23 protein-coding genes are annotated in these 24,543 nt (G+C 59.5%); all 23 read left to right on the forward strand.

Translation table 11 applies throughout. The annotated features are described in order from the left end of the window. The first annotated feature begins 786 nt into the window (after positions 1 to 786). The 23 genes from rfbF to FGA82_RS23825 all read left to right on the forward strand — a co-directional run bounded on the left by rfbF (position 787) and on the right by FGA82_RS23825 (position 24,449). A complete protein-coding gene (rfbF, locus tag FGA82_RS23715) occupies positions 787 to 1,560 on the forward strand; it encodes a glucose-1-phosphate cytidylyltransferase (RefSeq protein ID WP_141128961.1) in 774 nt (257 codons plus the stop codon). Further along, entirely contained in the window at positions 1,542 to 2,624 is a 1,083-nt protein-coding gene (gene rfbG / locus FGA82_RS23720; protein ID WP_141128962.1) for a CDP-glucose 4,6-dehydratase, read from the forward strand. The genes rfbF and rfbG overlap by 19 nt, the downstream gene beginning before the upstream one ends. Continuing rightward, a complete protein-coding gene (locus tag FGA82_RS23725; protein WP_141128963.1) occupies positions 2,621 to 3,181 on the forward strand; it encodes a dTDP-4-dehydrorhamnose 3,5-epimerase family protein in 561 nt (186 codons plus the stop codon). Before rfbG ends, FGA82_RS23725 begins: the two co-directional genes overlap by 4 nt. Continuing rightward, positions 3,178 to 4,404, forward strand: a complete 1,227-nt coding sequence (locus FGA82_RS23730) for a class I SAM-dependent methyltransferase (protein ID WP_141128964.1) — start codon at positions 3,178 to 3,180, stop codon at positions 4,402 to 4,404. The genes FGA82_RS23725 and FGA82_RS23730 overlap by 4 nt, the downstream gene beginning before the upstream one ends. Beyond that, complete coding sequence (locus FGA82_RS23735; protein WP_141128965.1) at positions 4,401 to 5,252, forward strand: NAD-dependent epimerase/dehydratase family protein; 852 nt, start codon at positions 4,401 to 4,403, stop codon at positions 5,250 to 5,252. The genes FGA82_RS23730 and FGA82_RS23735 overlap by 4 nt, the downstream gene beginning before the upstream one ends. Further along, positions 5,249 to 6,319, forward strand: a complete 1,071-nt coding sequence (locus tag FGA82_RS23740) for a class I SAM-dependent methyltransferase (protein ID WP_141128966.1) — start codon at positions 5,249 to 5,251, stop codon at positions 6,317 to 6,319. The genes FGA82_RS23735 and FGA82_RS23740 overlap by 4 nt, the downstream gene beginning before the upstream one ends. A gap of 17 nt (positions 6,320 to 6,336) precedes the next feature. Then, the gene (locus tag FGA82_RS23745; protein ID WP_093439633.1) at positions 6,337 to 7,074 is read left to right on the forward strand and encodes a cephalosporin hydroxylase family protein; all 738 of its coding nucleotides are present in this window, start codon (positions 6,337 to 6,339) and stop codon (positions 7,072 to 7,074) included. Positions 7,075 to 7,128: 54 nt separating this feature from the next. Next, a complete protein-coding gene (locus tag FGA82_RS23750; protein ID WP_141128967.1) occupies positions 7,129 to 10,044 on the forward strand; it encodes a glycosyltransferase family 2 protein in 2,916 nt (971 codons plus the stop codon). 23 nt (positions 10,045 to 10,067) lie between these two features. Next, complete coding sequence (pseB, locus tag FGA82_RS23755) at positions 10,068 to 11,069, forward strand: UDP-N-acetylglucosamine 4,6-dehydratase (inverting) (RefSeq protein WP_141128968.1); 1,002 nt, start codon at positions 10,068 to 10,070, stop codon at positions 11,067 to 11,069. Beyond that, on the forward strand, positions 11,066 to 12,223 hold the full coding sequence (gene pseC, locus FGA82_RS23760; protein ID WP_141128969.1) for a UDP-4-amino-4,6-dideoxy-N-acetyl-beta-L-altrosamine transaminase: 1,158 nt from the start codon (positions 11,066 to 11,068) through the stop codon (positions 12,221 to 12,223). The genes pseB and pseC overlap by 4 nt, the downstream gene beginning before the upstream one ends. A gap of 31 nt (positions 12,224 to 12,254) precedes the next feature. Continuing rightward, entirely contained in the window at positions 12,255 to 12,875 is a 621-nt protein-coding gene (locus FGA82_RS23765) for a pseudaminic acid biosynthesis-associated methylase (RefSeq protein WP_141128970.1), read from the forward strand. Then, a complete protein-coding gene (pseF, locus tag FGA82_RS23770) occupies positions 12,872 to 13,567 on the forward strand; it encodes a pseudaminic acid cytidylyltransferase (RefSeq protein WP_141128971.1) in 696 nt (231 codons plus the stop codon). Before FGA82_RS23765 ends, pseF begins: the two co-directional genes overlap by 4 nt. Then, positions 13,564 to 15,069 carry a UDP-2,4-diacetamido-2,4,6-trideoxy-beta-L-altropyranose hydrolase gene (gene pseG / locus FGA82_RS23775; protein ID WP_141128972.1) on the forward strand — a complete coding sequence of 502 codons (1,506 nt, stop codon included), beginning with the start codon at positions 13,564 to 13,566 and terminating at the stop codon, positions 15,067 to 15,069. The genes pseF and pseG overlap by 4 nt, the downstream gene beginning before the upstream one ends. After that, positions 15,062 to 16,114, forward strand: a complete 1,053-nt coding sequence (pseI, locus tag FGA82_RS23780; protein ID WP_141128973.1) for a pseudaminic acid synthase — start codon at positions 15,062 to 15,064, stop codon at positions 16,112 to 16,114. The genes pseG and pseI overlap by 8 nt, the downstream gene beginning before the upstream one ends. A gap of 226 nt (positions 16,115 to 16,340) precedes the next feature. Then, on the forward strand, positions 16,341 to 17,267 hold the full coding sequence (locus FGA82_RS23785) for a ketoacyl-ACP synthase III (protein WP_095122707.1): 927 nt from the start codon (positions 16,341 to 16,343) through the stop codon (positions 17,265 to 17,267). Positions 17,268 to 17,355: 88 nt separating this feature from the next. Next, complete coding sequence (locus tag FGA82_RS23790; RefSeq protein ID WP_141128974.1) at positions 17,356 to 18,645, forward strand: motility associated factor glycosyltransferase family protein; 1,290 nt, start codon at positions 17,356 to 17,358, stop codon at positions 18,643 to 18,645. Then, the gene (locus tag FGA82_RS23795) at positions 18,642 to 18,908 is read left to right on the forward strand and encodes a hypothetical protein (protein ID WP_141128975.1); all 267 of its coding nucleotides are present in this window, start codon (positions 18,642 to 18,644) and stop codon (positions 18,906 to 18,908) included. The genes FGA82_RS23790 and FGA82_RS23795 overlap by 4 nt, the downstream gene beginning before the upstream one ends. A 242-nt stretch (positions 18,909 to 19,150) precedes the next feature. After that, positions 19,151 to 20,002 carry a flagellin domain-containing protein gene (locus tag FGA82_RS23800; protein WP_141128976.1) on the forward strand — a complete coding sequence of 284 codons (852 nt, stop codon included), beginning with the start codon at positions 19,151 to 19,153 and terminating at the stop codon, positions 20,000 to 20,002. Positions 20,003 to 20,074: 72 nt separating this feature from the next. Beyond that, positions 20,075 to 20,434 (forward strand): flagellar protein FlaG, encoded by a 360-nt coding sequence (locus FGA82_RS23805; RefSeq protein ID WP_141128977.1) that lies wholly within the window; start codon positions 20,075 to 20,077, stop codon positions 20,432 to 20,434. 82 nt (positions 20,435 to 20,516) lie between these two features. Continuing rightward, a complete protein-coding gene (fliD, locus tag FGA82_RS23810; RefSeq protein WP_141128978.1) occupies positions 20,517 to 21,965 on the forward strand; it encodes a flagellar filament capping protein FliD in 1,449 nt (482 codons plus the stop codon). Positions 21,966 to 22,094: 129 nt separating this feature from the next. After that, positions 22,095 to 22,493, forward strand: a complete 399-nt coding sequence (fliS, locus tag FGA82_RS23815) for a flagellar export chaperone FliS (protein WP_141128979.1) — start codon at positions 22,095 to 22,097, stop codon at positions 22,491 to 22,493. Positions 22,494 to 22,504: 11 nt separating this feature from the next. Beyond that, on the forward strand, positions 22,505 to 22,801 hold the full coding sequence (locus tag FGA82_RS23820) for a hypothetical protein (RefSeq protein ID WP_007920054.1): 297 nt from the start codon (positions 22,505 to 22,507) through the stop codon (positions 22,799 to 22,801). Positions 22,802 to 22,973: 172 nt separating this feature from the next. Then, positions 22,974 to 24,449 (forward strand): sigma-54 dependent transcriptional regulator, encoded by a 1,476-nt coding sequence (locus tag FGA82_RS23825; protein WP_007920053.1) that lies wholly within the window; start codon positions 22,974 to 22,976, stop codon positions 24,447 to 24,449. Positions 24,450 to 24,543 lie beyond the last annotated feature (94 nt).

A 24,543-nucleotide genomic window follows, 5' to 3' on the forward strand; every position in this document is an offset into this window, starting at 1 on the left:
GTTCCTTCGCTGCGGGATCGATCCGGGCGCAGCGCCTACGGTTTGCTTCGCTGCACCTCCTCTCGCTGTGTTTGGCTGCGCCAAACGGTCGCTGCGCTCCCACGCCCGGATCAATCCCTCCACTCAGCCTTCCGACGTCGCCCTACAGATCAAAAGCCGCAGCCGAGCTAACGCTCATCCTGTTGAGTGGTGAAGGGCATGCGGTCGGCTTTTGTTCGGTGTTGGATTTGCCCTTCATCGGAACGCTGCCCGCCCAGCCCTCTCCCTCCGGGAGAGGGCTGGGGTGAGGGGCTTTTGATCTGTTTCAGAATCTGAGTTCGACTCGATATTTCACGTCGGCGTACTTCTCGCAAACTCCTCGTTCAGTCCCCTCTCCTTTTGGGAGAGGGCTAGGGTGAGGGGCTTTTGATCTGTTTCAGAATCTGAGTTCGACTCGGTATTTCACGTCGGCGTACTTCTCGCAAACTCCTCGTTCAGTCCCCTCTCCTTTTGGGAGAGGGCTAGGGTGAGGGGCTTTTGATCTGTTTCAGAATCTGAGTTCGACTCGGTATCGCACGTCGGCGTATTTTTCCCAAACTCCTCGATCAGTCCCCTCTCCCTTTGGGAGAGGGTTAGGGTGAGGGGCTTGTGGAGCTGGCGCGTTTCCTGCAAGTCCCCTGTAAATCGCCATAAAACGAGCGCTCGCGGTCACTGCAGCGGCGCCCGGAACGGCAAGAGGTTTAGCCAGAAGGTCCGCGCAGCTCAAGCAAGCCGTGCGCAGCCCGCTGAAGAACAAGAGGGGAGACGATGAAGGCAGTTATTTTGGCGGGTGGCCTCGGCACGCGCATCAGTGAAGAGTCGCACCTCAAGCCCAAGCCAATGATCGAGATCGGTGGCAAGCCAATTCTCTGGCACATCATGAAGCAGTATTCCGCCCACGGAATTCACGACTTCGTGATCTGCCTCGGCTACAAGGGCTATGCGATCAAGGACTTCTTCGCCAACTACTTTCTGCACACCTCTGACGTCACCTTCAACATGCGCGAAAACCGCATGGACGTGCACCAGAACTACAGCGAACCGTGGAGCGTCACTCTCATCGACACCGGTGAAGAAACCATGACCGGCGGCCGACTGTTGCGCGCCAGCCGTTACCTCAAGGATGAAGAGGCGTTCTGCTTCACCTACGGCGACGGCGTTTCCGATATCAACATTGCGCAACTTGTGGATTTCCATAAAGGCCACGGCCGTCTCGCGACCGTCACTGCCGTGCAACCGCCGGGTCGTTACGGCGCCCTTGAGCGTCAGGGCGATCAGGTGCTGGGCTTTACCGAAAAACCTCGCGGTGACGGTGGTTGGATCAACGGCGGTTTCTTCGTGCTTTCGCCGAAAGTGCTGCCGTACATCGCCGATGACGCGACCACGTGGGAAGCCGAACCCTTGGCGCGTCTGGCTGCGGACGAACAACTGAAAGCCTTCGAACACGAAGGTTTCTGGCATCCGATGGACACCCTGCGCGACAAGAACCATCTCGAAGCGCTGTGGCAGAGCGGGGAGGCCCCATGGAAGCAATGGGCCTGAGTGCGGATTTCTGGCGCGGCAAACGCGTGCTGGTCACCGGACATACCGGTTTCAAAGGCAGTTGGCTGACCCTGTGGCTGCAAAGCCTCGGCGCGCAAGTCAGCGGCTTTTCCCTCGATCCGTCGACCGAGCCGAGCCTGTTTGAACTGGCGCGCGTGCACGAAGGCATCAACGATCAGCGCGGTGATCTGCGTGATCTGGGCGCTTTACTGGAAATCATCGCTGATACCGAGCCGGAGATCGTTCTGCACCTGGCCGCGCAGCCGTTGGTGCGCGAAGGCTATCGCGACCCGCTTGGCACTTATTCCAGCAACGTCATGGGCACGTTGAACCTGCTTGAAGCGATTCGTCAGGTCGGTTGCGTGCGCGCCTGTGTGCTGGTCACCACCGACAAGGTCTACGCCAACAAGGAATGGCTGTGGCCGTACCGCGAAGACGAAGCCCTCGGTGGCCACGACCCTTACAGCAGCAGCAAGGCCTGCTGTGAGTTGCTTGCACAATCCTATGCCGCGTCGTTTTTCCCGGCCGACAAGTACGCCGAACACGGTCTGGCCTTGGCCACCGCGCGCGCCGGCAACGTCCTCGGCGGCGGTGATTTTGCCCCAGAGCGACTGATTCCCGACGTGCTTAAAGCGTGGACCGCCGACGAGCCGGTGACCTTGCGCTACCCGCAAGCCGTGCGCCCGTGGCAGCACGCACTGGAGCCGCTGGCCGGTTACCTGCAACTGGCCGCCGGCCTCTACGAACAAGGCCCGGAATACGCCGGTGCGTGGAACTTCGGCCCGGGCGAGGCGGACATGTGCAGCGTCGGCGAAGTGGTCGAACTGCTCGCCAGCCGCTGGCCGCAGGCGCGCGGTCTGCGCATCGAAAAAAGCGAGCTGCACGAAGCCGGTCTGTTGCGTCTGGACAGCAGTCGCGCGCGGCAAGTGCTTGGCTGGCAGCCACGCTGGACCTTGCAGGCCTGCCTGACCCAGACCCTCGACTGGCATCTGGCGTGGCAGAACGGCGATGACATGCGCACCGTCACCCTCGGCCAACTGAACCTGTACCGAGGCGCGCTGTGAGTGAGTTTTCTCTGCAAGCGTTGCCGCTGGCCGGATTGTTCAGCGTTCAGCACAAACGTTTTGAAGACCAGCGCGGGCACTTCGCCCGGCTGTTCTGCGAAGGCAGCCTGAGTGCGTTCGGTAGCGAATTTCATATCCGCCAGATCAACCATTCCTGCACCCGCGAGAAGGGCAGTGTGCGCGGTCTGCATTATCAGAATGCCAACGCCCCGGAAGCCAAACTGATCACCTGCCTGCGCGGTGAAGTGTGGGACGTGGCGGTGGATCTGCGCCCGGACTCCGAAACGTTTCTGCACTGGCACGCCGAGCACCTGCAGGCCGGCGACGGTCGCAGCCTGCTGATCCCGGCCGGCTTCGCCCACGGTTTCCAGACCCTGACCGAAGACGCTGAATTGTTCTACCTGCACAGCACCGATTACGCGCCGGAGCATGAAGGCGGTCTGTCGGTAAACGATCCACGGCTGGCGATTGCCTGGCCGTTGCCTGTCAATAATTTGTCAGCGCGGGATTCCAGCCATCCCGCGCTCGATCAACACTTTGCTGGAGTGCGTCTATGAACTGCCGTGGGTGCGCCGCACCGCTGAGCCTGCCGCTGATCGACCTCGGCACCTCGCCACCGTCCAACGCCTACGTCCACGCCGATCGCCTGGAACAGGCTGAGCAATGGGTGCCGTTGAAGGTCGCGGTGTGCCAGCAATGCTGGCTGGTACAGACCGAGGATTACACTCGCGCCGACAGCCTGTTCGACGCGGAGTACGCCTACTTCAGTTCGTTCTCCAGCACCTGGCTGGCCCATGCCGAACGCTATGTCGCCGAGATGGTCGAGCGCTTCGGCCTGACTGCCGACAGTCGCGTGGTCGAAGTCGCCGCCAACGACGGTTATCTGCTTCAGTACGTTGCCGCTCGCGGCATCGCGTGCCTGGGCGTTGAGCCGACCCGCAGCACCGCACAAGCAGCACGCGAGAAGGGCCTGGAAATCCGCGAACTGTTTTTCGGTCGCGACACCGCCGCGCAGCTGCACAGCGAAGGCTGGGGCGCCGACCTGATGGCGGCCAACAACGTGCTCGCCCATGTGCCGGATATCAATGATTTCCTCGGTGGTTTCGCGACGTTGCTCAAGCCGACCGGCGTGGCTACGTTCGAATTCCCGCAACTGCTGACGCTGATGGCTGGCGCGCAGTTCGACACGCTGTATCACGAACACTATTCGTACCTGTCGCTGACCGCCGTGCAGACGCTGTGTGAACGCAATGGCCTGGAAGTGTTCGACGTCAGCCAACTGACCACGCACGGTGGATCGCTGCGCGTGTTTGTCCAGCGCAAGGATGGCGAACGTCGTCCGGTTCAACCCGCGGTGCAACAACAGCTGCAAGCCGAGCTGGAGGCCGGGGTGAAAACCGCCGAGTACTACGCGACCCTTGCGCCTGCCGCCGAACGTATCAAGCATGACTTGCTGCGCTTCCTGTTGCAGGCCAAGGCCGACGGCAAACGCGTGGTCGGTTATGGCGCGGCGGCCAAGGGCAACACCTTGCTCAACTACGCCGGGGTCAAACCCGACCTGCTGGCCTGGGTGGCTGATGCCAATCCGCACAAGCAGGGCAAGTTTTTGCCGGGCAGCCGTATTCCGATCGTGGCGCCGGCGCAGATCGATATCGACAAACCGGACTACGTGCTGGTGTTGCCGTGGAACCTGCTCCACGAAGTCAGCCAGCAACTGGCGCAAGTGCGTCAGTGGGATGGCCGCTTCGTGATCGCCGTGCCTGAGTTGAGCGTGCTGTGAAGGTTCTGGTCACTGGTGCCACAGGATTTGTCGGTCGGCATCTGGTCGCGGCATTGCTTGCACGCGGCTGCGATGTTCGTGCCGTGGCGCGTAACGCAGAAACCGCACAAGGCATGCAGTGGATCAACAACGTCGAGTTCATCGCAGCGGATATTCACGCCGCCGATCTCGATATCTACGCATTGACCGATGGCATCGACGCACTGGCGCATCTGGCCTGGCCGGGCTTGCCGAACTACCGGGCGCTGTTCCATTTCGAACACAACCTGATGGCCGACTATCGCTTTATCAAAAGCGCGGTCGAGGCGGGTGTGAAGCAGGTTCTGGTGACTGGCACCTGTTTCGAATACGGCATGCAAAGCGGCCCACTTAGCGAATGCACCGAACCACAGCCGAGCAATCCTTACGGTCTGGCCAAGCACACGCTGCACCTGTTTTTGCAAAATCTGCAGCAGGAACAGCCGTTTACTTTGCAGTGGGCGCGCTTGTTCTATCTGCATGGCGAAGGTCAGAACCCCAACAGTCTGTTGGCGGCACTGGACCGGGCGGTCGACGCCGGTGAGCCGTCGTTCAACATGTCCGCCGGTGAGCAACTGCGTGATTTTCTGCCGATTGAAAACGCTGCCGGTTACCTCGCCGCGATCTTGCAAAAACATGACTTCAACGGCGTGATCAATTGCGCCAGTGGCCAACCGGTCTCAGTCCGTTCATTGGTCGAACAACGCCTGCGCGAACGCGACGTGTCGCTGCATTTGAACCTCGGCCACTACCCATACCCAACCCACGAACCCCTGGCGTTCTGGGCGGTGACCGAGCGTTTGCAACAGTTACTGGGAGAGCCGCAATGAAGCACGAGTTGTACCGGGTCACCGACCTGCCGGTGCTGCAGAACCGCACCTTTGCCGATGCCGAAGCGGCGCAGGCCTCGGCCAGTGCCGACATGCTGTTGGTGCAGGATGAGCGCAGCGGTCTGATCTTCAATGCGGCGTTCGATGCCGACAAGCTCAGTTACGACGCCGATTACCAGAACGAGCAGGCGCATTCCGGCCAGTTCCAGAAGCACTTGAGCGACGTCGAAGGCATCATCGCCAAGCACTTCAAGGGTCAGGAACTGATCGAGGTCGGCTGCGGCAAAGGCTATTTCCTTGAGTTGCTCAAGGGCCTCGGTTATTCGATCACCGGCATCGACCCGGCGTACGAAGGCGAAAACGCCGACGTGATCAAGGCACCGTTCACCCGGGGCCTGGGACTGGCGGCAGACGCCATCGTGCTGCGCCATGTGCTGGAGCATATTCAGGATCCGGTGAGCTTCCTCGCCGAAATCGCCAATGCCAATCAGGGCGGGCAAATCTACGTCGAAGTGCCGTGCTTCGACTGGATTCTTGAGCACAAAGCCTGGTTCGACCTGTTCTACGAGCACGTCAATTATTTCCGCCTTGATGACTTGCGCCGGATGTTCGGCACCGTGCATGAGGCCGGTCATCTGTTCGGTGGCCAATACCTGTACATCGTCGCCGACCTGTCGACGTTGCGCCTGACCCCGGAACAACCGGTGCCGCGCCTCGCACTGCCTGACGGTTTTACGGCCAGCCTCGATCGTGCGGTGCAGATCATTCAGTCGGCGCCCGAGCAGGGTTCGGCCATCTGGGGAGCGTCCTCCAAAGGCGTGATCTATTCGCTGTTCCTGCAACGCGCAGGTGTCGCGGTGGATCGTGTGGTGGATATCAACCCTGCCAAACAGGGGCGTTATCTGCCACTGAGTGGCGCGCGTGTGTCTTCGCCGCAAGAGGCCATGGACGCGCTGCCTGAAGGCGCCCATCTGTTTGTGATGAATTCCAATTACCTCGAAGAGATCAAGCGGATGACCGGTGGACGCTATGTCTATCACGCCGTCGACAGCGCTTCGTTTCAGTGACCCTTGAGATTATTAAAATGACCGACAACAGCATCAACCAAGCCTTCGAAGCCGAATGCCGGGAACAAATTGCCCAGCAGGGTGACGACCAGAAACTGACCGGCCTGGCCCGCGATTTCTTCAATGAATCGGCCAAGCACAAATACAGCTACCACTTCTCGTGGATGGGCCGTCCGATCATCCAGCTGCCACAAGACATGATGGCCATGCAGGAGATCATCTGGCAGGTCAAACCGGATCTGGTCATCGAGTGCGGCATCGCCCACGGCGGTTCGATCATCTACTACGCCTCGTTGCTGGAGCTGCAAGGCCACGGCGAAGTGCTGGGCATCGACCTCGACATTCGCCCGCACAACCGCGAAGCGATCGAAAGCCACCCGATGGCCAAACGCATCAAGATGATCGAAGGTTCGAGCATCGATGCCGGCATTGCCGCTCAGGTGCAGGCTGCAGCGAAAGGCAAGAAAGTCATTCTGGTCCTCGACTCCAACCACACCCACGATCACGTCCTCGAAGAGCTGCGTCTGTACGCACCACTGGTGTCGGTCGACAGCTATTGCGTGGTGATGGACACCGTGGTTGAAGACATGCCGGCCGATTTCTTCCCGGATCGTCCATGGGGCCCGGGCGACAACCCGAAAACCGCCGTGTGGAAATACCTGGAAGAGAACCAGGATTTCGAGATCGACCAGCAGTTGCAGAACAAGCTGCTGATCACCGTGGCGCCGGACGGCTATCTGCGTCGCGTCCGTTAATTCGCAACATCACCAAGCGTTGTTTCGGCGAGTCGCCGGTTGTGGAGAGAAGTTATGCAAGGCAAGTACAGTACTGAAATGGCGCTACCGCTCGAAGAGCTATTGACCGTCGTCCTGATTACTCACAATCGGCCGGCGTTTTTGCGCCGGGCGGTGAAGTATTACAGCAGCTTGCCCTGCAGAATCATGGTGCTCGATTCGACTCTGGATCGACCTGAAGGCGACTTTTCCGCTGTCGACTACCACCACGTGCCGCAGTTCGCGTACTGGGGCATGCAGGCCAAACTGGCCTATGGTGTCGAGCATCTGACCACGCCGTACATGGTGCTGGCGGCCGACGACGACTTCATCCTGCATGATTCGCTGGCAGAGTCGGTCGGCTTCCTGCATGCCAATCCTGATTACGGTATGTGCCACGGCTATTGCCTGATGTACCTGTCATTGGCCCATGGCGTGAACTACTACCGCCGCGACAAGAAAGTCCAGGAAGACTATGCGTCCGAGCGAGCGCAGGATCGTGTCCTCGATTACATGCACCAGTACATCCCGCCGTTCTACGCGGTAACCCGTACTGACCTGATGAAAAACTGGCACGCGGCGTTGCCGCCGGGGACCAATTTCCAGTGGCAGGAAATTGGTCACGTCTACTACCTGCTGGCCAGTGCCAAAGCCCGCATCCTGCCGATTCCGTACGTGGTGCGCGAGATCAACTACGGTGTCTCCGAGCACAATACCGATGTGTATCACTCGCTGACCTACGTCGACGCCAAATCGGTCGCCGAACGCGAGGCCTTTGCCGAATTCCTCGTCTCGCTGCCTACCGCTATCGAAGGGCTGGCTGCCGGGCAGGCCAAGGCCTTTGCCCTGGAGAGTTTCGAGGCAATGGCCGACAGCCTGAAGTCCGGGCGGGCGTTGACTGCCGAGCTGATTATCGAGTCGACCTGGAACCAGGAACTGAAGGCGCCGGATCGTCGTTTTGGCCCGCTGCAGTATGTCGAAATGCCGTTTTACAACCAGGCATTCTTCGATCGTCTGGAGCAGTTCGAATTCATCTTGCACACGCTGCCGGCCGGTCGCATGCAACTGGAAGGGCTGGAAGGCGTGTGGACCCGTCAGGCGCACCTGTTGCAGGCGCGCAACAACGATACAGCGGAAAGTGTGCTGGACCGGTTGTGGCAGGCCCATGATCTCAATGCGTTCAACCAGACCGTGGTCAAACGTCTGGCGGCGCAACTGGACATCGTCGGGGACGAGACCGCCGCGCAAGCCATGCACGAGTGGATCGCCCGCCTCGAAGTGCTGACGGTCGATGATAATCAGCCGGCCTTCGATAAAATGAAGTCCGGTCGTCTGTTGCAGTGGCTGGCGGCTCGCGCGCCGGCAATCAAGCCACTCGAGTCGATCGGCCAACATCTGGCGACTGAAGGCGGTGGTCCGCAATTCGGCATTTTCGTGCTCGACCTGGACAACGACATCGACAAGTTGCAGGTAACGCTCGACAGCCTGCTCGAAGGTCACTGCAAAGCGTTCAGGGTGGTGGTGTTCACCACCGGTGAAGCGCCGGCGGCGACGACCGCGCAAAACACCCTGCACTTTGTGCGAGTCACCCAAAGCAACGTCGTCGACAAGCTCAACCTCAGCGCTCAACAGTCGCCAAGCGATTGGTTGCTGCTGTGTGAGGCGGGTGACCAGTTCACCACCAGCGGCCTGTTGCGCGCCAGTCTGGAACTGATGTCCGCCGACGGCGTGCGTGCCGTTGCCACCGATGAAATCCAGCGCAAGGACAATGGCGCACTGGTTGACGTGTTCCGCCCGGGCTTCAATCTGGATCTGCTGCAAAGCGTACCGTCACTGATGGCGCGCCACTGGTTGATTCGTCGCGAAGTGTTGCTCGACGCCGGTGGTTATCAGGCTGACTTCAGCAAGGCGCTGGAATTTGACCTGTTGCTGCGCATCATCGAGCAGGGCGGCCTCGACGGCCTGGCACACCTCGACGAGCCGCTGCTCATCACCCAGGCGGCGGAGCTGGAAGAAAACGCCCACGAACGTCAGGCGTTGCTGCGTCATCTGGGCAATCGCGGCTACAAGGCCAAGGTCACCTCGACGGCGCCGGGCACCTGGCAGATCGATTACCGCCACAGCGAACAGCCACTGGTGTCGATTATTCTGCCGGTCATCGACGATCTGCCGGTGCTGCGCCGCTGCCTGGAAGGCGTGCTGCTCAGAACCCGTTACAGCCGTTATGAAGTGTTGCTGGCGGCAAACGCTAATCAATCGGCAGCGGTCAACGACTGGCTGGGCACCCTGCGCCACGCCAAGGTCAATGTGCTGCGTGCCGATCAGCCACTGAGTGAGGTCGCGTTGTACAACGCCGCCAGCGAGCAGGCTCAGGGTGAGTATCTGGTGCTGTTGGCCGCTGACAGCGAGGTCGTCAATCCGAACTGGATCGATTCGCTGCTCAACCACGCCCAGCGTCCGGAAGTGGGCGTCGTCGGTGCCAAACTGGTCGACCGCGACGGCAACATCGCTCAGGCCGGTCTGATTCTTGGCCTCAACGATGGCGTGGGTTCGCCCTTCATCGGCGAAAAACACAGCGCAGACAGCTACATGCATCGTTTGACGGTCGAGCAGAATTACTCGGCTGTGTCGAAGGTGTGTCTGATGGTGCGCAAAGAGCTGTTCAACACCCTTGGCGGGCTGGATGAAGTGACGTTCGCCGAGGGTTATGCCGATGTCGATCTGTGCCTCAAGGCGGGTCAGTCCGGTTACCTCACCGTGTGGACGCCGTTGGTGCAGGTGCTGCATACCGGCGAGCTGCCACAGGCGCCGGAAGCACTGGCGGCATTGCGTGAAAAATGGAGCGGCGCCTTCGCCCAGGATCCGGCATACAACGCCAACCTGGCCCTGACCGGCAAAGGGTTCACCCTGGGTGAAAATGCCTCGATCAACTGGGCTCAGTTGCTCGCTTAAGCGTGCCGGACAGGAATCAGCATATGTTCAACGGTAAATCGATTTTCATCTCCGGCGGCACCGGCTCGTTCGGGCGCAAATTCATCGCCCGACTGCTTGAGCAATACCAGCCCAAGCGCGTGGTGGTGTTCTCGCGTGACGAGTTGAAACAGTACGAGATGCAGCAGACATTCAACGCACCGTGCATGCGTTACTTCATCGGTGATGTGCGTGACGCAGACCGTCTGCGTCAGGCCATGCGCGGCATCGACTACGTGGTGCATGCTGCGGCGTTGAAGCAGGTGCCGGCGGCGGAATACAACCCCACCGAATGCATTCGCACCAACGTCAACGGCGCGGAAAACATCATCGCCGCCGCCATCGATAACGGCGTGAAAAAAGTCGTGGCGCTGTCCACCGACAAAGCGGCCAGCCCGATCAACCTGTACGGCGCGACCAAGTTGCTCTCGGACAAATTGTTCGTCGCCGCCAACAATATTGCCGGTGAGCAGCAAACCCGTTTCGCCGTGGTGCGCTACGGCAATGTCGCCGGCTCGCGTGGCTCGGTGGTGCCGTTTTTCAGCAAGCTGATCACCGACGGCGCTACGGAGCTGCCAATCACCGACGAACGCATGACGCGGTTCTGGATCACCCTCGACCACGGCGTGCAGTTTGTCCTCGACAGCTTTGCGCGCATGCACGGTGGTGAAGTGTTCGTGCCGAAGATTCCGTCGATCCGCATTGTCGATCTGGCGCGCGGCATGGCCGAACAGCTGCCGCACAAGCACGTCGGCATTCGTCCCGGTGAAAAGCTGCATGAGTTGATGGTGCCGCTGGACGACGCGCGGATGACCCTTGAATTTGAGGATCACTACACCATCCAGCCGTCAATTCGCTTCACCAGCGTCGATGTCGATTTTGCCGTCGACAAACTCGGCGAGCAGGGGCGTGCCGTGAGCGAAGATTTCGAGTACCGCTCCGACACCAACCCGCATTTCCTTTCGGTCGGGCAGATCGCCGACCTGCACGCGAAGCTCTCGGCATGATTCCCTACGGTCGGCAGAGCCTCGATCAGGCAGACATCGATGCGGTCGTCGAGGTTCTGCAATCGGACTGGCTGACCCAGGGGCCGACCATCGAGCGCTTCGAGCAGGCGCTGGCCGAGCGTTGCCAGGCGGATTACGCCGTGGCGGTGTGCAACGCCACAGCGGCGCTGCACATCGCCTGTCTGGCCGCAGATCTGGGGCCGGGTGATCGCTTGTGGACGACGCCAAACACTTTCCTCGCTTCGGCCAATTGCGGGCGCTATTGCGGCGCTGAGGTCGATTTCGTCGACATCGATCCGCTGACCTGGAACCTTGATGCCTTCGCCCTTGCAGCGAAGCTCGACCAGGCCGAACAGGACGGCACTTTGCCGAAGGTGCTGGTGGCGGTGGCGTTTTCCGGGCAGAGCTGCGACATGCGGCGCATTGCTGAATTGGCCGAGCGCTACAACTTCACGGTGATCGAGGATGCCTCGCACGCCGTCGGTGCCCGTTACGCCGGGCGCCCGGTCGGCTGTGGTGAATTTGCGGCGATGACCGTGTTCAGTTTTCATCCGGTGAAAATCATCACCAGCGCCGAAGGCGGCATGGTGTTGACCAACCGTCCGCACCTGGCCGAGCGTCTGCAACGTCTGCGCAGCCATGGCATGACCCGTGATCCGCAGCAAATGACCGAACCCAGTCATGGCCCGTGGTACTACCAACAGGTCGAGCTGGGTTTCAACTACCGGATCACCGATATGCAGGCCGCGCTGGGCTTGTCTCAGCTGAGCAAGCTGGACGACTTCATCGCCCGGCGTCGCGAGCTGGCGGCGCGTTACGAGCGTCTGTTGGCGTACTTGCCGGTAACGCTGCCCAGCCCTCAGGTTGAAGCAGAGTCGGCGTGGCATCTGTACGTGATTCGCTTGCAGACCGAGCGCATCGGCCTCAGTCACCGGCAGGTGTTCGAAGGCTTGCGCGCCGCCGGGATCGGCGTAAACCTGCACTATATTCCCGTGCATTTGCAGCCCTACTATCGTGATCTGGGTTTTGCCGAGGGCGATTTCCCCGAGGCCGAACGCTATTACGCCGAGGCCATCAGCTTGCCGCTGTACCCGTTGCTGAGTGATCAGCAGCAGGATTATGTAGTCGAGCAATTGCGTCGACTGACCGAATGAATGCCGCCGTGGCGGTGGGTGAGACTGAGTCATGCGTGATCTGAGCGAGCAGGAAAAATTCTGGCAAGGTGAGTTCGGCAACCAATACGTTGAGCGCAATGTCGGCCAACCGCTGGTGGCGGCCAATCTCGCGCTGTTTGCCAAAGCGTTGAGCCGCGCCGGGCGTATTGAAAGCCTGGTGGAACTGGGCACCAACGCCGGCAACAATTTGCAGGCGCTGCATCAGTTGCTGCCGCGCTGTGAGCTGTTCGGCGTCGAGATCAATGACAGCGCCTGTGCTCAGGCGCGGGCGTTGAACATTGCGCAGATCTGGCACGGCTCGCTGTTCGATTTCCCACGTGAGCGCCGCTACGACCTGACCCTGAGCAAAGGCGTGCTGATCCATCTGGCCCCTGAACTGTTGCCGATGGCTTATGCGCAGTTGTACGCATTGAGCCAGCGCTACATTTTGATCGCCGAGTACTACAACCCGGCACCGGTGGAAGTGTCCTATCGCGGTAACAGCGGCAAGCTGTTCAAACGTGATTTTGCCGGTGAGATGCTTGATCGCTATGCTGATCTGCAACTGCTGGATTACGGTTTCGTCTATCACCGCGATGCGCAATTCCCGGCAGACGATGTCACCTGGTTCCTGTTGGAAAAACGTCCTTGAGCAACGTTGCAATCATCCCCGCACGCGGAGGCAGCAAGCGCATCCCGCGCAAGAATCTCTTGCCGTTCGACGGCGTGCCGATGATTGTCCGTTCGATCCGCACTGCGCTGGAGTCGGGTGTGTTCGATCAGGTCGTGGTCAGCACCGACGATGCCGAGATTGCCGATGTCGCGCGGGCCCATGGCGCGCAAGTGCCGTTCCTGCGCCCGGCAGAACTGGCTGACGATTTCACCGGTACGGCGGCAGTGATCGTGCATGCGTTGCAGCAATTGCCAACCTTCGATTTCGCCTGCTGTGTGTACGCCACGGCACCGCTGTTGCAGGCGCGCTATCTGCATCAGGGATTGGAATTGCTGGAACAGCATCCCGACCGGTCTTTTGCGTTTTCCGTGTGCAGTTTCGGTTTTCCGGTGCAGCGTGCGCTGACGCTGGACGGGCAGGGCGCGCTGACTGCGTTGTATCCCGAATTTCGCAATACCCGCTCGCAGGATCTGCCCGAAGCGTTTCAGGATGCCGGTCAGTTCTACTGGGGCCGCAGTGAGGCCTGGTTGCGTGGTGAGGTGGTTTATTCGCCGGCCAGTCTGCCGGTGGTTCTACCCCGGCACCTGGTGCAGGACATCGACACGCCCGAAGACTGGAAGCGCGCCGAATACTTGTACGCCGCGCTCAAGGCGGGCGGAGAGCTGCAATGAGGGTGCTGATTCGCGCCGACGCCTCGCCGACCATCGGCAGTGGCCATATTGCCCGTTGCCTGACGCTGGCGCGGGTGTTGCGCGGGCAGGGCAGCCATGTCGCGTTTGCCTGTCGGCAATTGCCCGGGCATCGGCTGGAGGCGTTGAGCGGCGAAGGGTTTGAAACCTTTGCGCTGCCGGATCGTTACACCGCTGAAGATCCACAGCAAGCCATCGAATCGATGCTGCCGTGGCAGGCCGACATCGACGCACTGGATCTGCTGCTGGCCGGCCATGCCGAATTCGACTGGATCATCGTCGATCATTACGGCCTCGATCATCACTGGCAAACCGCTGCACGCCGCTGGGCGCATCGCATCGCGGCGGTCGATGATCTGGCGACCCGACGCTACAGCGTTGATCTGTTGCTCAATCAGAACTTGTCCGGCCTCAGCGAACACTACTCACCTCTGCTGCCTGAGGGTTGCCGCACGTTGCTCGGCCCGCGCTACGCCATGCTGCGCGAAGAGTTCAATTGCCCGGCCATCGACATCAAACCCACGGCTCGCCGGGTACTGGTGAATTTCGGTGGCTTCGATGCGGCGATGCAGACTCATCACGCGATGCTCGCCCTCGCTGATTTCAGCGAGTTGCAGGTGGATTTCGTTGCTGGTGCCGACAACCCGGCGTGGGCGCAGATGCAGGCCTTGGCCGAGACGCGGCCGAACTGGCGCCTGCACAGTTTCGTCACAGATTTCTACCAACGCATGAGCGAAGCCGATCTGTTTATCGGCGCCGGCGGTGGTACCAGTTGGGAGCGCGCGGCGCTGGGTTTGCCGACGATTTGTATCGCGGTGTCGAACAACCAGCAGATCAACGGCGAAGTCATGGCCGCAGCGGGCGCACATGTGTTCATGGGCGCCCGTGAGCAGGTCAGTGTCGAGCAGTTACGTGACGCTGTCGGCTTTGTCGTGGGCAATCATTTTCTGCGCCAGAGCCTGGCCGAGCGTTCGCGGCAACTGGTCGATGGTCGCGGCGCCGAGCGTGTTGCGGCAGCGCTGGCCGGCGCAGTGCTCAAGCTGCGCCCGGCTACGCTGGACGATGCGCAGTTGCTGTTCGAGGGGCGTAATGCCGAAGCCGTGCGACGCTGGTCGCCGCAGACTGGCGTGATCGATTGGGTGCAACACCTCAACTGGCTGACGGCAAGTTTGCGTAATCCGCAGCGGTTGCTGTTGATCGCCGAGGCGGACGATGGCGCCGTCGGTGTTGTGCGTTATGACCTGCGCGGATTTGAAGCCGAAGTCTCGATCTACTTGCTGCAAGGGCGTATCGGCCTCGGCTGGGGCAGGGCGCTGTTGACCCGTGGTCAGGCATTTGTCGCCGCGCACTGGCCGCAACTGACAGTGATCAACGCCTGCGTCCTGCCGGACAATCTGCCCTCATTGAATGTGTTTCGTGACGCCGGGTTTACCCAAGGGGCCTGCGCGTTCACCCGTGTTTTGAAGGATCACCCCCATGACTAGTTTCAAGATCGGCAACCGCTTGATCGGCGCCGATGCGCCGCCCTTCATCATCGCCGAGATGAGCGGCAACCATAACCAGTCGCTGGATGTGGCCCTGCAAATCGTCGAAGCGGCGGCCAAGGCCGGCGCGCATGCCCTGAAGCTGCAGACCTACACCGCCGAAACCATGACCCTGGATCTGGCCGAAGGCGAGTTCTTTATCAAGGATCCGGGCAGTCTGTGGGCGGGTACTTCGCTCTACGACTTGTATGAAAAAGCCCACACGCCGTGGGAGTGGCATGCACCGATTTTCGCTCGCGCAAAAGAACTGGGCATGCTCGCGTTCTCGACACCGTTCGATGACACAGCGGTGGATTTTCTCGAAAGTCTTGATGTGCCGGCCTACAAGATCGCCAGTTTTGAAAACACCGACTTGCCGTTGATCCGTCGTGTGGCCGCCACCGGCAAGCCGCTGATTATCTCCACCGGCATGGCCAGCATCGCTGAGCTGGATGAAACCGTGCGTGCCGCCCGCGAGGCCGGCTGCAAGGATCTGGTCCTGCTCAAATGCACCAGCACCTACCCGGCGACGCCGCTCAACAGCAACGTGCGCACGATTCCTCACCTGCGTGAATTGTTCGGTTGCGAAGTGGGGCTGTCCGATCACTCGATGGGCGTTGGCGTGTCGGTGGCGGCGGTGGCACTGGGCGCGACGGTGGTGGAAAAACACTTCACCCTCGACCGTTCGGCAGGTGGCGTCGATGCGAGTTTTTCGCTGGAACCGGCGGAAATGGCCAGTCTGGTGCTGGAAACCGAGCGTGCCTGGCAAGCCTTGGGCCAGGTGCATTACGGTGCCACCGAAGCCGAGCGCAAGTCGGTGGTGTATCGCCGCTCGCTGTACGTCACCGCCGACATGGCCGCCGGTGACACCTTTAGCGGGGACAACCTGCGCGCCATTCGCCCCGGTCTCGGTCTGCCGCCCAAGCACACCGACGCCGTCCTCGGCCGCCGCGCACGCGCGCCGATCAAGCGCGGTACGCCGCTGGACTGGTCGTTGGTCGAATAAGCCGATCTGCACCGATTCGGCAAAATAGCGTGACCTGCGAGTCATAACGCGCATCTTCACTGTATTGTATTGATCGGGGAGATGGCGCCTGGCTCGTTTTCGATTCCAGTGATAGCCCTTTGCGCTCCCCGTGGCTGCCCGTTGTGGCGGCCGTTTTCTGTTTGTCGGCGCCCCTCGAAATCCTTGCGAGCGGTGGTCTTGGGCTGTTTTTTATTGGGAAGCCGTAATGATTGGCATAAAAAGCATTGCGAGCTACGTTCCTGTAGCCGGCGTGGACAATTACGCACAAGGTGCAAAATTCGAGAAGGATGAAGAATTCATCCTTGGCAAGATTGGCTCGGCGTTCCTGCCGCGCAAAGACGCTGAACAAGAAACCTCCGATCTGTGCGTGGAAGCGGCCAATGCGCTGTTTGCCAGCAACCCTGAACTGAAACGTGAATCGATCGACGCCTTGATCGTCGTCACTCAGAACGGTGACGAAGAAGGCCTGCCGCACACCGCAGCGATCGTGCAGGACAAGCTCGGTCTGCCGACCAACGTTGCCGCGTTCGACATTTCCCTGGGCTGCTCCGGTTATGTCTACGGCATCTACGCGATCAAGGGCTTCATGGAAGCCGCCGGCCTGAAGAACGGCCTGCTGATCACCGCTGACCCGTATTCGAAAATCGTCGATCCGGAAGACCGCAACACCACCATGCTGTTCGGCGATGCCGCCACCGCTACGTGGATGGGCGAAGATCCGACCTGGGCGCTGGGCAAGGCCAAGTTCGGCACTGACGGCTCCGGTGCGCCGCACTTGAAAGTCACCGATGGCGTATTCTTCATGAACGGTCGTCAGGTCTTCAACTTCGCGCTGCTCAAAGTCCCGGCACACTTGCACGAACTGCTGGATGATTCCGGTCTGAAGGCTGATGACATCGATGCCTTCTGCATTCACCAGGGCAGTGCAGCGATTGTCGATGCCGTGGCGCGGCGCTTCGAAGGCGAGCCGGAGAAGTTCATCAAGGACATGGTCGAGACCGGCAATACCGTGTCGTCGAGCATTCCGTTGCTGCTGGAAAAACACGTCATCGATTCCGACTGGCAGCGTATTGCGTTGAGCGGTTTTGGTGTCGGTCTGTCGTGGGGCTCGGCGATCATCTATCGTCCTTGAGCCGGAGCAAAAACGGCGGATACAAAAATAGCGTTCAAGGTTAACCTTGAACGCTATTTTTTTGCCTGAAGAGGGAGCGCGAGGCGCCATGAGCGAGTTTTTTCAAACCAATGCCGAGGTGTTGCAACGGCGCTGGCCGGCGCTGTTCGAGCGACTGATGGCTGAAGACAGTGCGGCCGTTCCAGCTCAATTGGTTGAGGGGCTTGGCTCGACACTGAGCATCAACGGCATTCAACTCACCAGCCGCCATGACCGCCTCCATGAAGCGCGGACTCAGGCAGCCAGCCTGCCCGACAAAGCGCAATTGCATGTTTATGGCACGGGGCTCGGTGATTTGCCCGGGGTGCTGCTTGAGCGCGAAGGGCTGCAGCGCTTGTATGTGCACATCCTCAACGGCGCGTTGTTTGCGCTGGTGGTGCAACTGCTAGATCAGCGTGAATGGCTGGACGATCCGCGCGTCGATTTGTTTTATGCCGGTGATCACGCAGATTTTTTCACGCCGTTTTTTGCCTTGCCTGCCGAGATGCTGCTGGCCGACGACTTCAACGCGAAAGTCCGTGATCGCTTGGTCAGTGAAGTGCACCTGAGTTTCAACAATCGGGATTTCGATCCGCAGTCGCCGGAGATTCAACAGCGTTTGCAGGCGTGTCTGCCGGTGCTGCTCGGCGATGCGGATGTGGCGCAGTTGTTCGGCACGTGCGCGGGTCGGGAAATCTACGTGATCGCCACCGGGCCGACACTGGAGCAGCATTACCAGCGTCTCGCTGCAATCCGCCAGCGCGCCGAACGCCCGTTATTCATCTGTGTCGACACTGCGTATCGACCGCTGCGCGAACACGGGATTGTGCCTGATCTGGTGGTAAGCATTGATCAGCGCATCAGTTTTCGTCATCTGCCTTTCGAGGAGTCCGACGGCATCCCGCTGGTGTATCTGCCGATGAGCGATCCGGCGGTGTTGAAGGCGTGGAAGGGCAAACGTTACGGTGGTTATTCCGCAAGTCCGATCTACGCGAACTTGCGTGAGCAGCATCCGCGAGCGCAGTTGCACGTTGGCGGCAGTGTGATTCACCCGGCGGTGGATCTGGCGGTAGAGATGGGGGCCGCCAGCATCACGCTGTTTGGCGCTGACTTCGCCTTTCCGATGAACAAGACCCATGCCGGCTGGAACGACGGCGAGCTGGGGCCGTCGGTGAATCAGGCGCGGCATTGGGTGCGCGATGGCCATGGCCAACGGGTCAGCACGCAACTCAATTTTCGCGGTTATCTGTGCGTGCTGGAGCGCTACATCGCTGCGCATCCACAGGTCGGGTTTCTCAACAGCAGCCGCTGCGGGGCGCTGATCGCCGGAACCGCTTTCAATCCGGAGTTTGTGCAATGAGTGCGCTGAGTGTCTGTAAGGATGAATGTCGCCAGTGCGCAGGGTTGTTTCGCCTGGGTCGCGATGTTGAGGCGGCGCTGGCGATGGTCGATGTGTTTGAAAAGGCCCAGCAGTGTTTATCGTCTGCTTCTACAGAGGTGCAGCAGATGTGGGCGCAGCTATTACTGCAAATGCTCGAATCCCAAGAGCGCCAGGACTGGCTGGGGCTGGCTGACGTTATGGAGTATGAACTGGTGGATTTGCTGGAAAGTGTCCCGGCCTGAGTGTGCCGACAGCACTGGCCCGCAGGTTTGCGCGGCAGTCGGTTTTATGACGTCATTTATTCGCGGTGGATGGACTGCTAAGTCTTTGTTTTCTCGGGGGTGGCAGGGTGATGGCAAATTTTTTTCAAAAAGCCCTCAAGCAACCTGCAAACCCGACGATAACTATTACGAAGGTTCTCTAGGCCATACCCGGCGGTTGCCAGGGCCGGAAGCCGCAGTACCCAACCAACGAGGAATTCGTCATGGCTTTAACAGTAAACACCAACACCACGTCGTTGAACGTTCAGAAAAACCTGAACCGCGCTTCCGACGCTCTGTCGACTTCGATGCAGCGCCTGTCTTCCGGCCTGAAAATCAACAGCGCTAAAGACGACGCCGCTGGCCTGCAAATCTCCAACCGTATGTCTTCCCAGATCCGCGGTAACACCCAGGCCATCCAGAACGCCAACGACGGTATCTCCGTAGCTCAGACCGCTGAAGGCGCTCTGCAAGCCACTACCGACATTCTGCAGCGTATGCGTGAACTGGCTGTTAAAGCACGTAACGGTACCAACGGCACTGCTGACCAGACCGCTACCAACGCTGAATTCGCTCAGATGTCTGACGAAATCACCCGTATCTCGGCTTCGACCAACCTGAACGGCAAAAACCTGCTGGACGGTTCGGCTGGTACTGTGACCCTGCAAGTGGGCGCAAACACCGGTTCGGCTAACCACATCGACCTGGTACTGAGCTCCAAGTTCGACGCAGTAAGCCTGTCGGTAGGCAGCGGTACTCTGTCCCTGACCGGTGCTAGCGTTTCTGGCGCTGCTACCAACATCGACAGCGCTATCACTGCAATCGACGCCGCTATCGCTGCAATCGGTTCGACTCGTGCCAGCCTGGGTGCTTCGCAAAACCGTCTGACCAGCACCATCCAGAACTTGCAGAACATCACCGAGAACACCACTGCTGCACAAGGTCGCGTACAAGATACCGACTTCGCCGCAGAGACTGCTAACCTGACCAAGCAGCAAACCCTGCAACAGGCTTCGACCTCTGTTCTGGCTCAAGCCAACCAACTGCCTTCCGCTGTACTGAAGCTGCTTCAGTAATTTCGGAATAAGTTTAAGCGGGGGAGTGTGCTTGTCGCGCTCTCTCGCTTTTTTCGTTAAGAGGTGATGGGCATGGACATGAGCGTAAAGCTTAACGTGTCTTATCCGGCTCCCAAGCCAGCGACACCTGTTGCTGACAAGCCGCCAGAGACACCAAAAGTTGCGAAGGCCGATGCTCCGGTTGCTGACCGCAAAAGTCAGGACACGGATGACGCCAAGTTGAAACTGGCTGTGCAGGAGATCGAGAAGTTCGTTCAATCGATCAAGCGCAATCTGGAGTTCTCGATCGATGAGCATTCCGGTAAGGTCATCGTCAAGGTGATCGCAAGCGAGACGGGTGAGGTCGTTCGACAGATTCCCTCCGCAGAAGCCCTCAAGCTGGCAGACAGTCTCGCCAATGCGAGCCACGTTTTGTTCGACGCCAAAGTCTGATAGCTGGCATGAATAATGTTTGTACGTTCTCAGGACGCCTGTAACGGTCAAAAGAATGGCAACAATCTGAAGGGAGATGCACATGGCAAGTCCAATTCTACCGGGTTCCGGACTGGGTTCCGGCCTGGACATCGGCGCGATCGTGACCGCGCTGGTCAACGCCGACAAGTCTGCCAAGCAGACGCAGATCGACACTCAGACGAAAACCAACTCGCTGAAGATTTCCGGTGTCGGTTCGCTGAAAAGCGCACTGGCGGCGTATCAGAAGGCGATGACCGACCTTAATAAAGCGTCGAGCCCGGCATTTGCCGGTTTTACCGCAACGTCGGACACACCAACGATTGTCGGTGCAACATCGGACAAAACGGCCGTACCGGGTACTTACAGCGTTGTTGTGAAGAACCTGGCCACCGGCTCGAAAGTCGCCAGTGCCGCATTTGCCGGCGGTGCCGCCAGTGCCATTCCGAGTGGTACTCTGAAAATCAGTCAGAATGGCATTGATTACAATGTTGCGATTCCGGCCAATGCCACCTTGCAGTCCACGCGGGACGCGATCAACACGGCGCAGGCCAGCAACGGTATTTCCGCCAACATCGTGACGGACAGTAGCGGTTCCTCGCGCCTGGTGCTGAGCTCGAACAAGACGGGCGCCGGCATGGACCTGCAGGTCAGCGGTATCGCGGGTCTTGAGATCGATGGCACCCAGGAAATGGGTGACAATCCCGCGGCAGGCGCTTCCGGGGCGGTCGGTAAGGTTGCCAAAGATGCCAACCTCACCATTGACGGGCTGGCTGTCAGCAGCAAGACCAACACGGTGACGGGCGCCATCAGCGGCATGACGCTGAATCTGGTGGCTGCGAGTCCTGTGGTCAACGGCACGGCAACCCCGGCCACGGTTTCGGTTGCGACCAATACCGCCGGTATCCAGACGTCGCTGCAGACGTTCATCGATGCCTATAACACCCTGAAGAAAACCGTCGACACGCTGTCCAAGGCGACGCCGGATGCCGATGGCAAGCTGACCGTTTCATCGGCTTTCACCGGTGACGCGTTGCCGCGCTCGTTGATGGCTGATGTGCGTGCTCAGCTGACTGATCCAGGGGCTGGTGGCCAAGGGCAATTGTCCGTGCTGTCGCAGATGGGTGTTCTGACTGACAGCAAGACCGGTTTGCTGACGCTCGACACTGCGGTGTTCAACAAGCGTATGGAACTCCCGGGCATGGCTGGTCAGGTTCAGCAGCTGTTCAGTGGCACCGACGCCAAAAACGGTCTGTTGGCGCGCATGAACGCGGCGGTTGATCCGTACGTCAAGACCGGTGGCCTGCTCGATCAGCGCAGTTCCAACCTGACGAACATCACCTCGGCCCTGCAAAAGCAGCAGACGGCCCTGGACTTGCGCGTCGATAACCTGACGAAGACGTTGACGGCCAAGTACAACGCCATGGACCTGCTGGTCGGGCAGATGAAAGCAACGGCGAGTAATATCACGTCGTTCTTCAGCTCCCTGAATGCTCAGCAGTCCGCGAAGTAACAGGCAGTAACGACAAAAACCCGGCTACGCTTTATCGGCGTGCGCCGGGTTTTTGTCTTTTGATCTAAAGTTATGTGATTCGTTGGCGATACACTGGTTATACGAGTCATTGTGGCAATGAGGTAGAACATGAATCCGATGTTAGCCCTTCGGCAGTACCAGAAAGTCGGCGCACACGCTCAGACATCCGAAGCGAGCCCGCACCGTCTGGTGCAAATGTTGATGGAAGGTGGACTGGCCCGTATCGCTCAGGCCAAAGGCGCCATCGAGCGCAAGGATATTCCTGGCAAGTGCACTTCGATCAGCAAGGCGATTGGCATTGTCAGCGGTCTGCGCGAAGGCCTCGATCTGGAGAACAGCGCAGACACTCTGGCTGATCTGGACGGGCTGTATATCTACATGATGAAGCGCCTCGCCGAGGCGAACATCAGCAGCGATCCGCGCATTCTCGATGAGGTTGCAGGCTTGCTGGGCACGGTGAAAGAAGGCTGGGATGCCATTGCTCCTGTGCCAGCACCGCAGTTCTGAAGGAGATCGTCATGAGTCTAGTATTGCAGCGAATCGCCGATACCCGTGAAGCGTTGGTCACTGCGCTGGCCGAACGCAACTGGGAAGCCATTGGCGAGCTGGATCTGGCGTGCCGTTCCTGCATGGAAGACGTCATGGCTGAAGCTGCGCTGGATGAGGACGCGTTGCGCAACAATCTTGAGGAGTTGCTCCATGTCTACAAGGAGCTTCTTGAGGTGGCGATGGGTGAGCGGCAGGCGATAGCCAACGAGATGTCGCAGATCACCCAAGCGCAAAAGGCGGCAAAGGTTTACCATCTGTTTGGTTAATTAACCTCCAGTTAATCCAGACATGTGCGCCATAAATTTGACTGTGCACGGTTTTTTGACTTAACTAGTGGCTGTTTTCAGATTTCAGGCGTCTACAGGCACATGGTGTCCTGCAAGCGTCTCGCTTGCCCCTTATTTTGGGCATTGAGTTGACTAGGGAAGTTGCTATTGCATGTGGCGTGAAACCAAAATTCTGCTGATCGATGACGATAGCGTCCGCCGCCGCGACCTGGCGGTGATTCTAAATTTTCTCGGCGAAGAAAATTTACCCTGCGGCAGCCATGACTGGCAGCAGGCAGTCGGCTCTTTGTCGTCTAGTCGTGAGGTCATTTGCGTACTGATCGGGACCGTTAATGCTCCTGGTGCGCTTTTGGGCTTGCTAAAGACACTCTCAACCTGGGATGAGTTCCTTCCGGTTTTGTTGATGGGCGATAATTCTTCCGTTGACTTGCCTGAAGATCAGCGTCGCCGTGTGCTTTCGACCCTCGAAATGCCACCCAGCTACAGCAAATTGCTCGACTCCCTGCACCGTGCCCAGGTCTATCGCGAGATGTATGACCAGGCCCGCGAGCGCGGTCGTCATCGCGAACCCAATCTGTTCCGTAGCCTCGTCGGCACCAGTCGTGCGATCCAGCACGTGCGCCAGATGATGCAGCAAGTGGCCGACACCGACGCCAGTGTGCTGATCCTCGGCGAGTCCGGGACCGGCAAGGAAGTGGTCGCGCGCAACCTGCATTACCACTCCAAGCGTCGCGATGCGCCATTCGTGCCGGTCAACTGCGGGGCGATCCCGGCAGAGCTGCTCGAAAGCGAATTGTTCGGCCACGAGAAGGGCGCCTTCACCGGTGCGATCACCAGTCGTGCCGGGCGTTTCGAACTGGCCAATGGCGGTACGCTGTTCCTCGATGAAATCGGCGACATGCCGCTGCCGATGCAGGTCAAACTGCTGCGCGTGCTGCAGGAGCGCACCTTCGAACGCGTGGGCAGTAACAAGACCCAAAGCGTCGATGTGCGCATCATCGCTGCGACGCACAAGAATCTCGAAAGCATGATCGAGATCGGCACCTTCCGCGAAGACCTCTACTATCGCCTGAACGTGTTCCCGATCGAGATGGCGCCGCTGCGTGAACGCGTCGAAGACATTCCGTTGTTGATGAACGAGCTGATCTCGCGCATGGAGCACGAGAAGCGTGGTTCGATCCGCTTCAACTCGGCGGCGATCATGTCGCTGTGCCGTCACGGCTGGCCGGGAAATGTCCGCGAATTGGCCAACCTGGTGGAGCGCATGGCGATCATGCATCCGTACGGGGTGATTGGCGTGGTCGAACTGCCGAAGAAATTCCGCTACGTCGATGACGAAGACGAGCAAATGGTCGACAGCCTGCGCAGTGATCTCGAAGAGCGCGTGGCGATCAATGGCCATACGCCGGACTTCACCGCCAACGCTATGCTGCCGCCGGAAGGCCTGGACCTGAAAGACTACCTCGGCGGTCTGGAACAGGGTCTGATTCAGCAGGCGCTGGACGATGCCAATGGCATTGTTGCGCGTGCGGCTGAACGTCTGCGTATCCGTCGGACCACCCTGGTCGAGAAGATGCGCAAGTACGGCATGAGCCGACGCGATGGAGATGAACAGGCGGAGGATTGACGCCTGTTTTTCAACTGCTTCATTTATAAGCAGTTTTTTTTAGGCACGGGTATTGCTACAGCCCTCGCAACGTTCCGTTTAACTGACGGTCAGC

It is taken from the genome of Pseudomonas fluorescens (assembly GCF_005938625.1).
In the GTDB taxonomy this organism is placed as follows: Bacteria; Pseudomonadota; Gammaproteobacteria; order Pseudomonadales; family Pseudomonadaceae; genus Aquipseudomonas; species Aquipseudomonas fluorescens_BD.

What these genes read in the sequence shown, in the direction of transcription:
- rfbG (WP_141128962.1), top strand. Translation starts at nt 1,542, where the DNA reads ATGGAAGCAATGGGCCTGAGTGCGGATTTCTGGCGCGGCAAACGCGTG.
- FGA82_RS23785 (WP_095122707.1), top strand. Translation starts at nt 16,341, where the DNA reads ATGATTGGCATAAAAAGCATTGCGAGCTACGTTCCTGTAGCCGGCGTG.
- FGA82_RS23730 (WP_141128964.1), top strand. Translation starts at nt 3,178, where the DNA reads ATGAACTGCCGTGGGTGCGCCGCACCGCTGAGCCTGCCGCTGATCGAC.
- rfbF (WP_141128961.1), top strand. Translation starts at nt 787, where the DNA reads ATGAAGGCAGTTATTTTGGCGGGTGGCCTCGGCACGCGCATCAGTGAA.
- fliS (WP_141128979.1), top strand. Translation starts at nt 22,095, where the DNA reads ATGAATCCGATGTTAGCCCTTCGGCAGTACCAGAAAGTCGGCGCACAC.
- FGA82_RS23800 (WP_141128976.1), top strand. Translation starts at nt 19,151, where the DNA reads ATGGCTTTAACAGTAAACACCAACACCACGTCGTTGAACGTTCAGAAA.
- FGA82_RS23765 (WP_141128970.1), top strand. Translation starts at nt 12,255, where the DNA reads ATGCGTGATCTGAGCGAGCAGGAAAAATTCTGGCAAGGTGAGTTCGGC.
- pseI (WP_141128973.1), top strand. Translation starts at nt 15,062, where the DNA reads ATGACTAGTTTCAAGATCGGCAACCGCTTGATCGGCGCCGATGCGCCG.
- FGA82_RS23745 (WP_093439633.1), top strand. Translation starts at nt 6,337, where the DNA reads ATGACCGACAACAGCATCAACCAAGCCTTCGAAGCCGAATGCCGGGAA.
- pseG (WP_141128972.1), top strand. Translation starts at nt 13,564, where the DNA reads ATGAGGGTGCTGATTCGCGCCGACGCCTCGCCGACCATCGGCAGTGGC.
- FGA82_RS23805 (WP_141128977.1), top strand. Translation starts at nt 20,075, where the DNA reads ATGGACATGAGCGTAAAGCTTAACGTGTCTTATCCGGCTCCCAAGCCA.
- FGA82_RS23790 (WP_141128974.1), top strand. Translation starts at nt 17,356, where the DNA reads ATGAGCGAGTTTTTTCAAACCAATGCCGAGGTGTTGCAACGGCGCTGG.
- pseC (WP_141128969.1), top strand. Translation starts at nt 11,066, where the DNA reads ATGATTCCCTACGGTCGGCAGAGCCTCGATCAGGCAGACATCGATGCG.
- FGA82_RS23740 (WP_141128966.1), top strand. Translation starts at nt 5,249, where the DNA reads ATGAAGCACGAGTTGTACCGGGTCACCGACCTGCCGGTGCTGCAGAAC.
- FGA82_RS23825 (WP_007920053.1), top strand. Translation starts at nt 22,974, where the DNA reads ATGTGGCGTGAAACCAAAATTCTGCTGATCGATGACGATAGCGTCCGC.
- FGA82_RS23795 (WP_141128975.1), top strand. Translation starts at nt 18,642, where the DNA reads ATGAGTGCGCTGAGTGTCTGTAAGGATGAATGTCGCCAGTGCGCAGGG.
- fliD (WP_141128978.1), top strand. Translation starts at nt 20,517, where the DNA reads ATGGCAAGTCCAATTCTACCGGGTTCCGGACTGGGTTCCGGCCTGGAC.
- pseB (WP_141128968.1), top strand. Translation starts at nt 10,068, where the DNA reads ATGTTCAACGGTAAATCGATTTTCATCTCCGGCGGCACCGGCTCGTTC.
- FGA82_RS23820 (WP_007920054.1), top strand. Translation starts at nt 22,505, where the DNA reads ATGAGTCTAGTATTGCAGCGAATCGCCGATACCCGTGAAGCGTTGGTC.
- FGA82_RS23750 (WP_141128967.1), top strand. Translation starts at nt 7,129, where the DNA reads ATGCAAGGCAAGTACAGTACTGAAATGGCGCTACCGCTCGAAGAGCTA.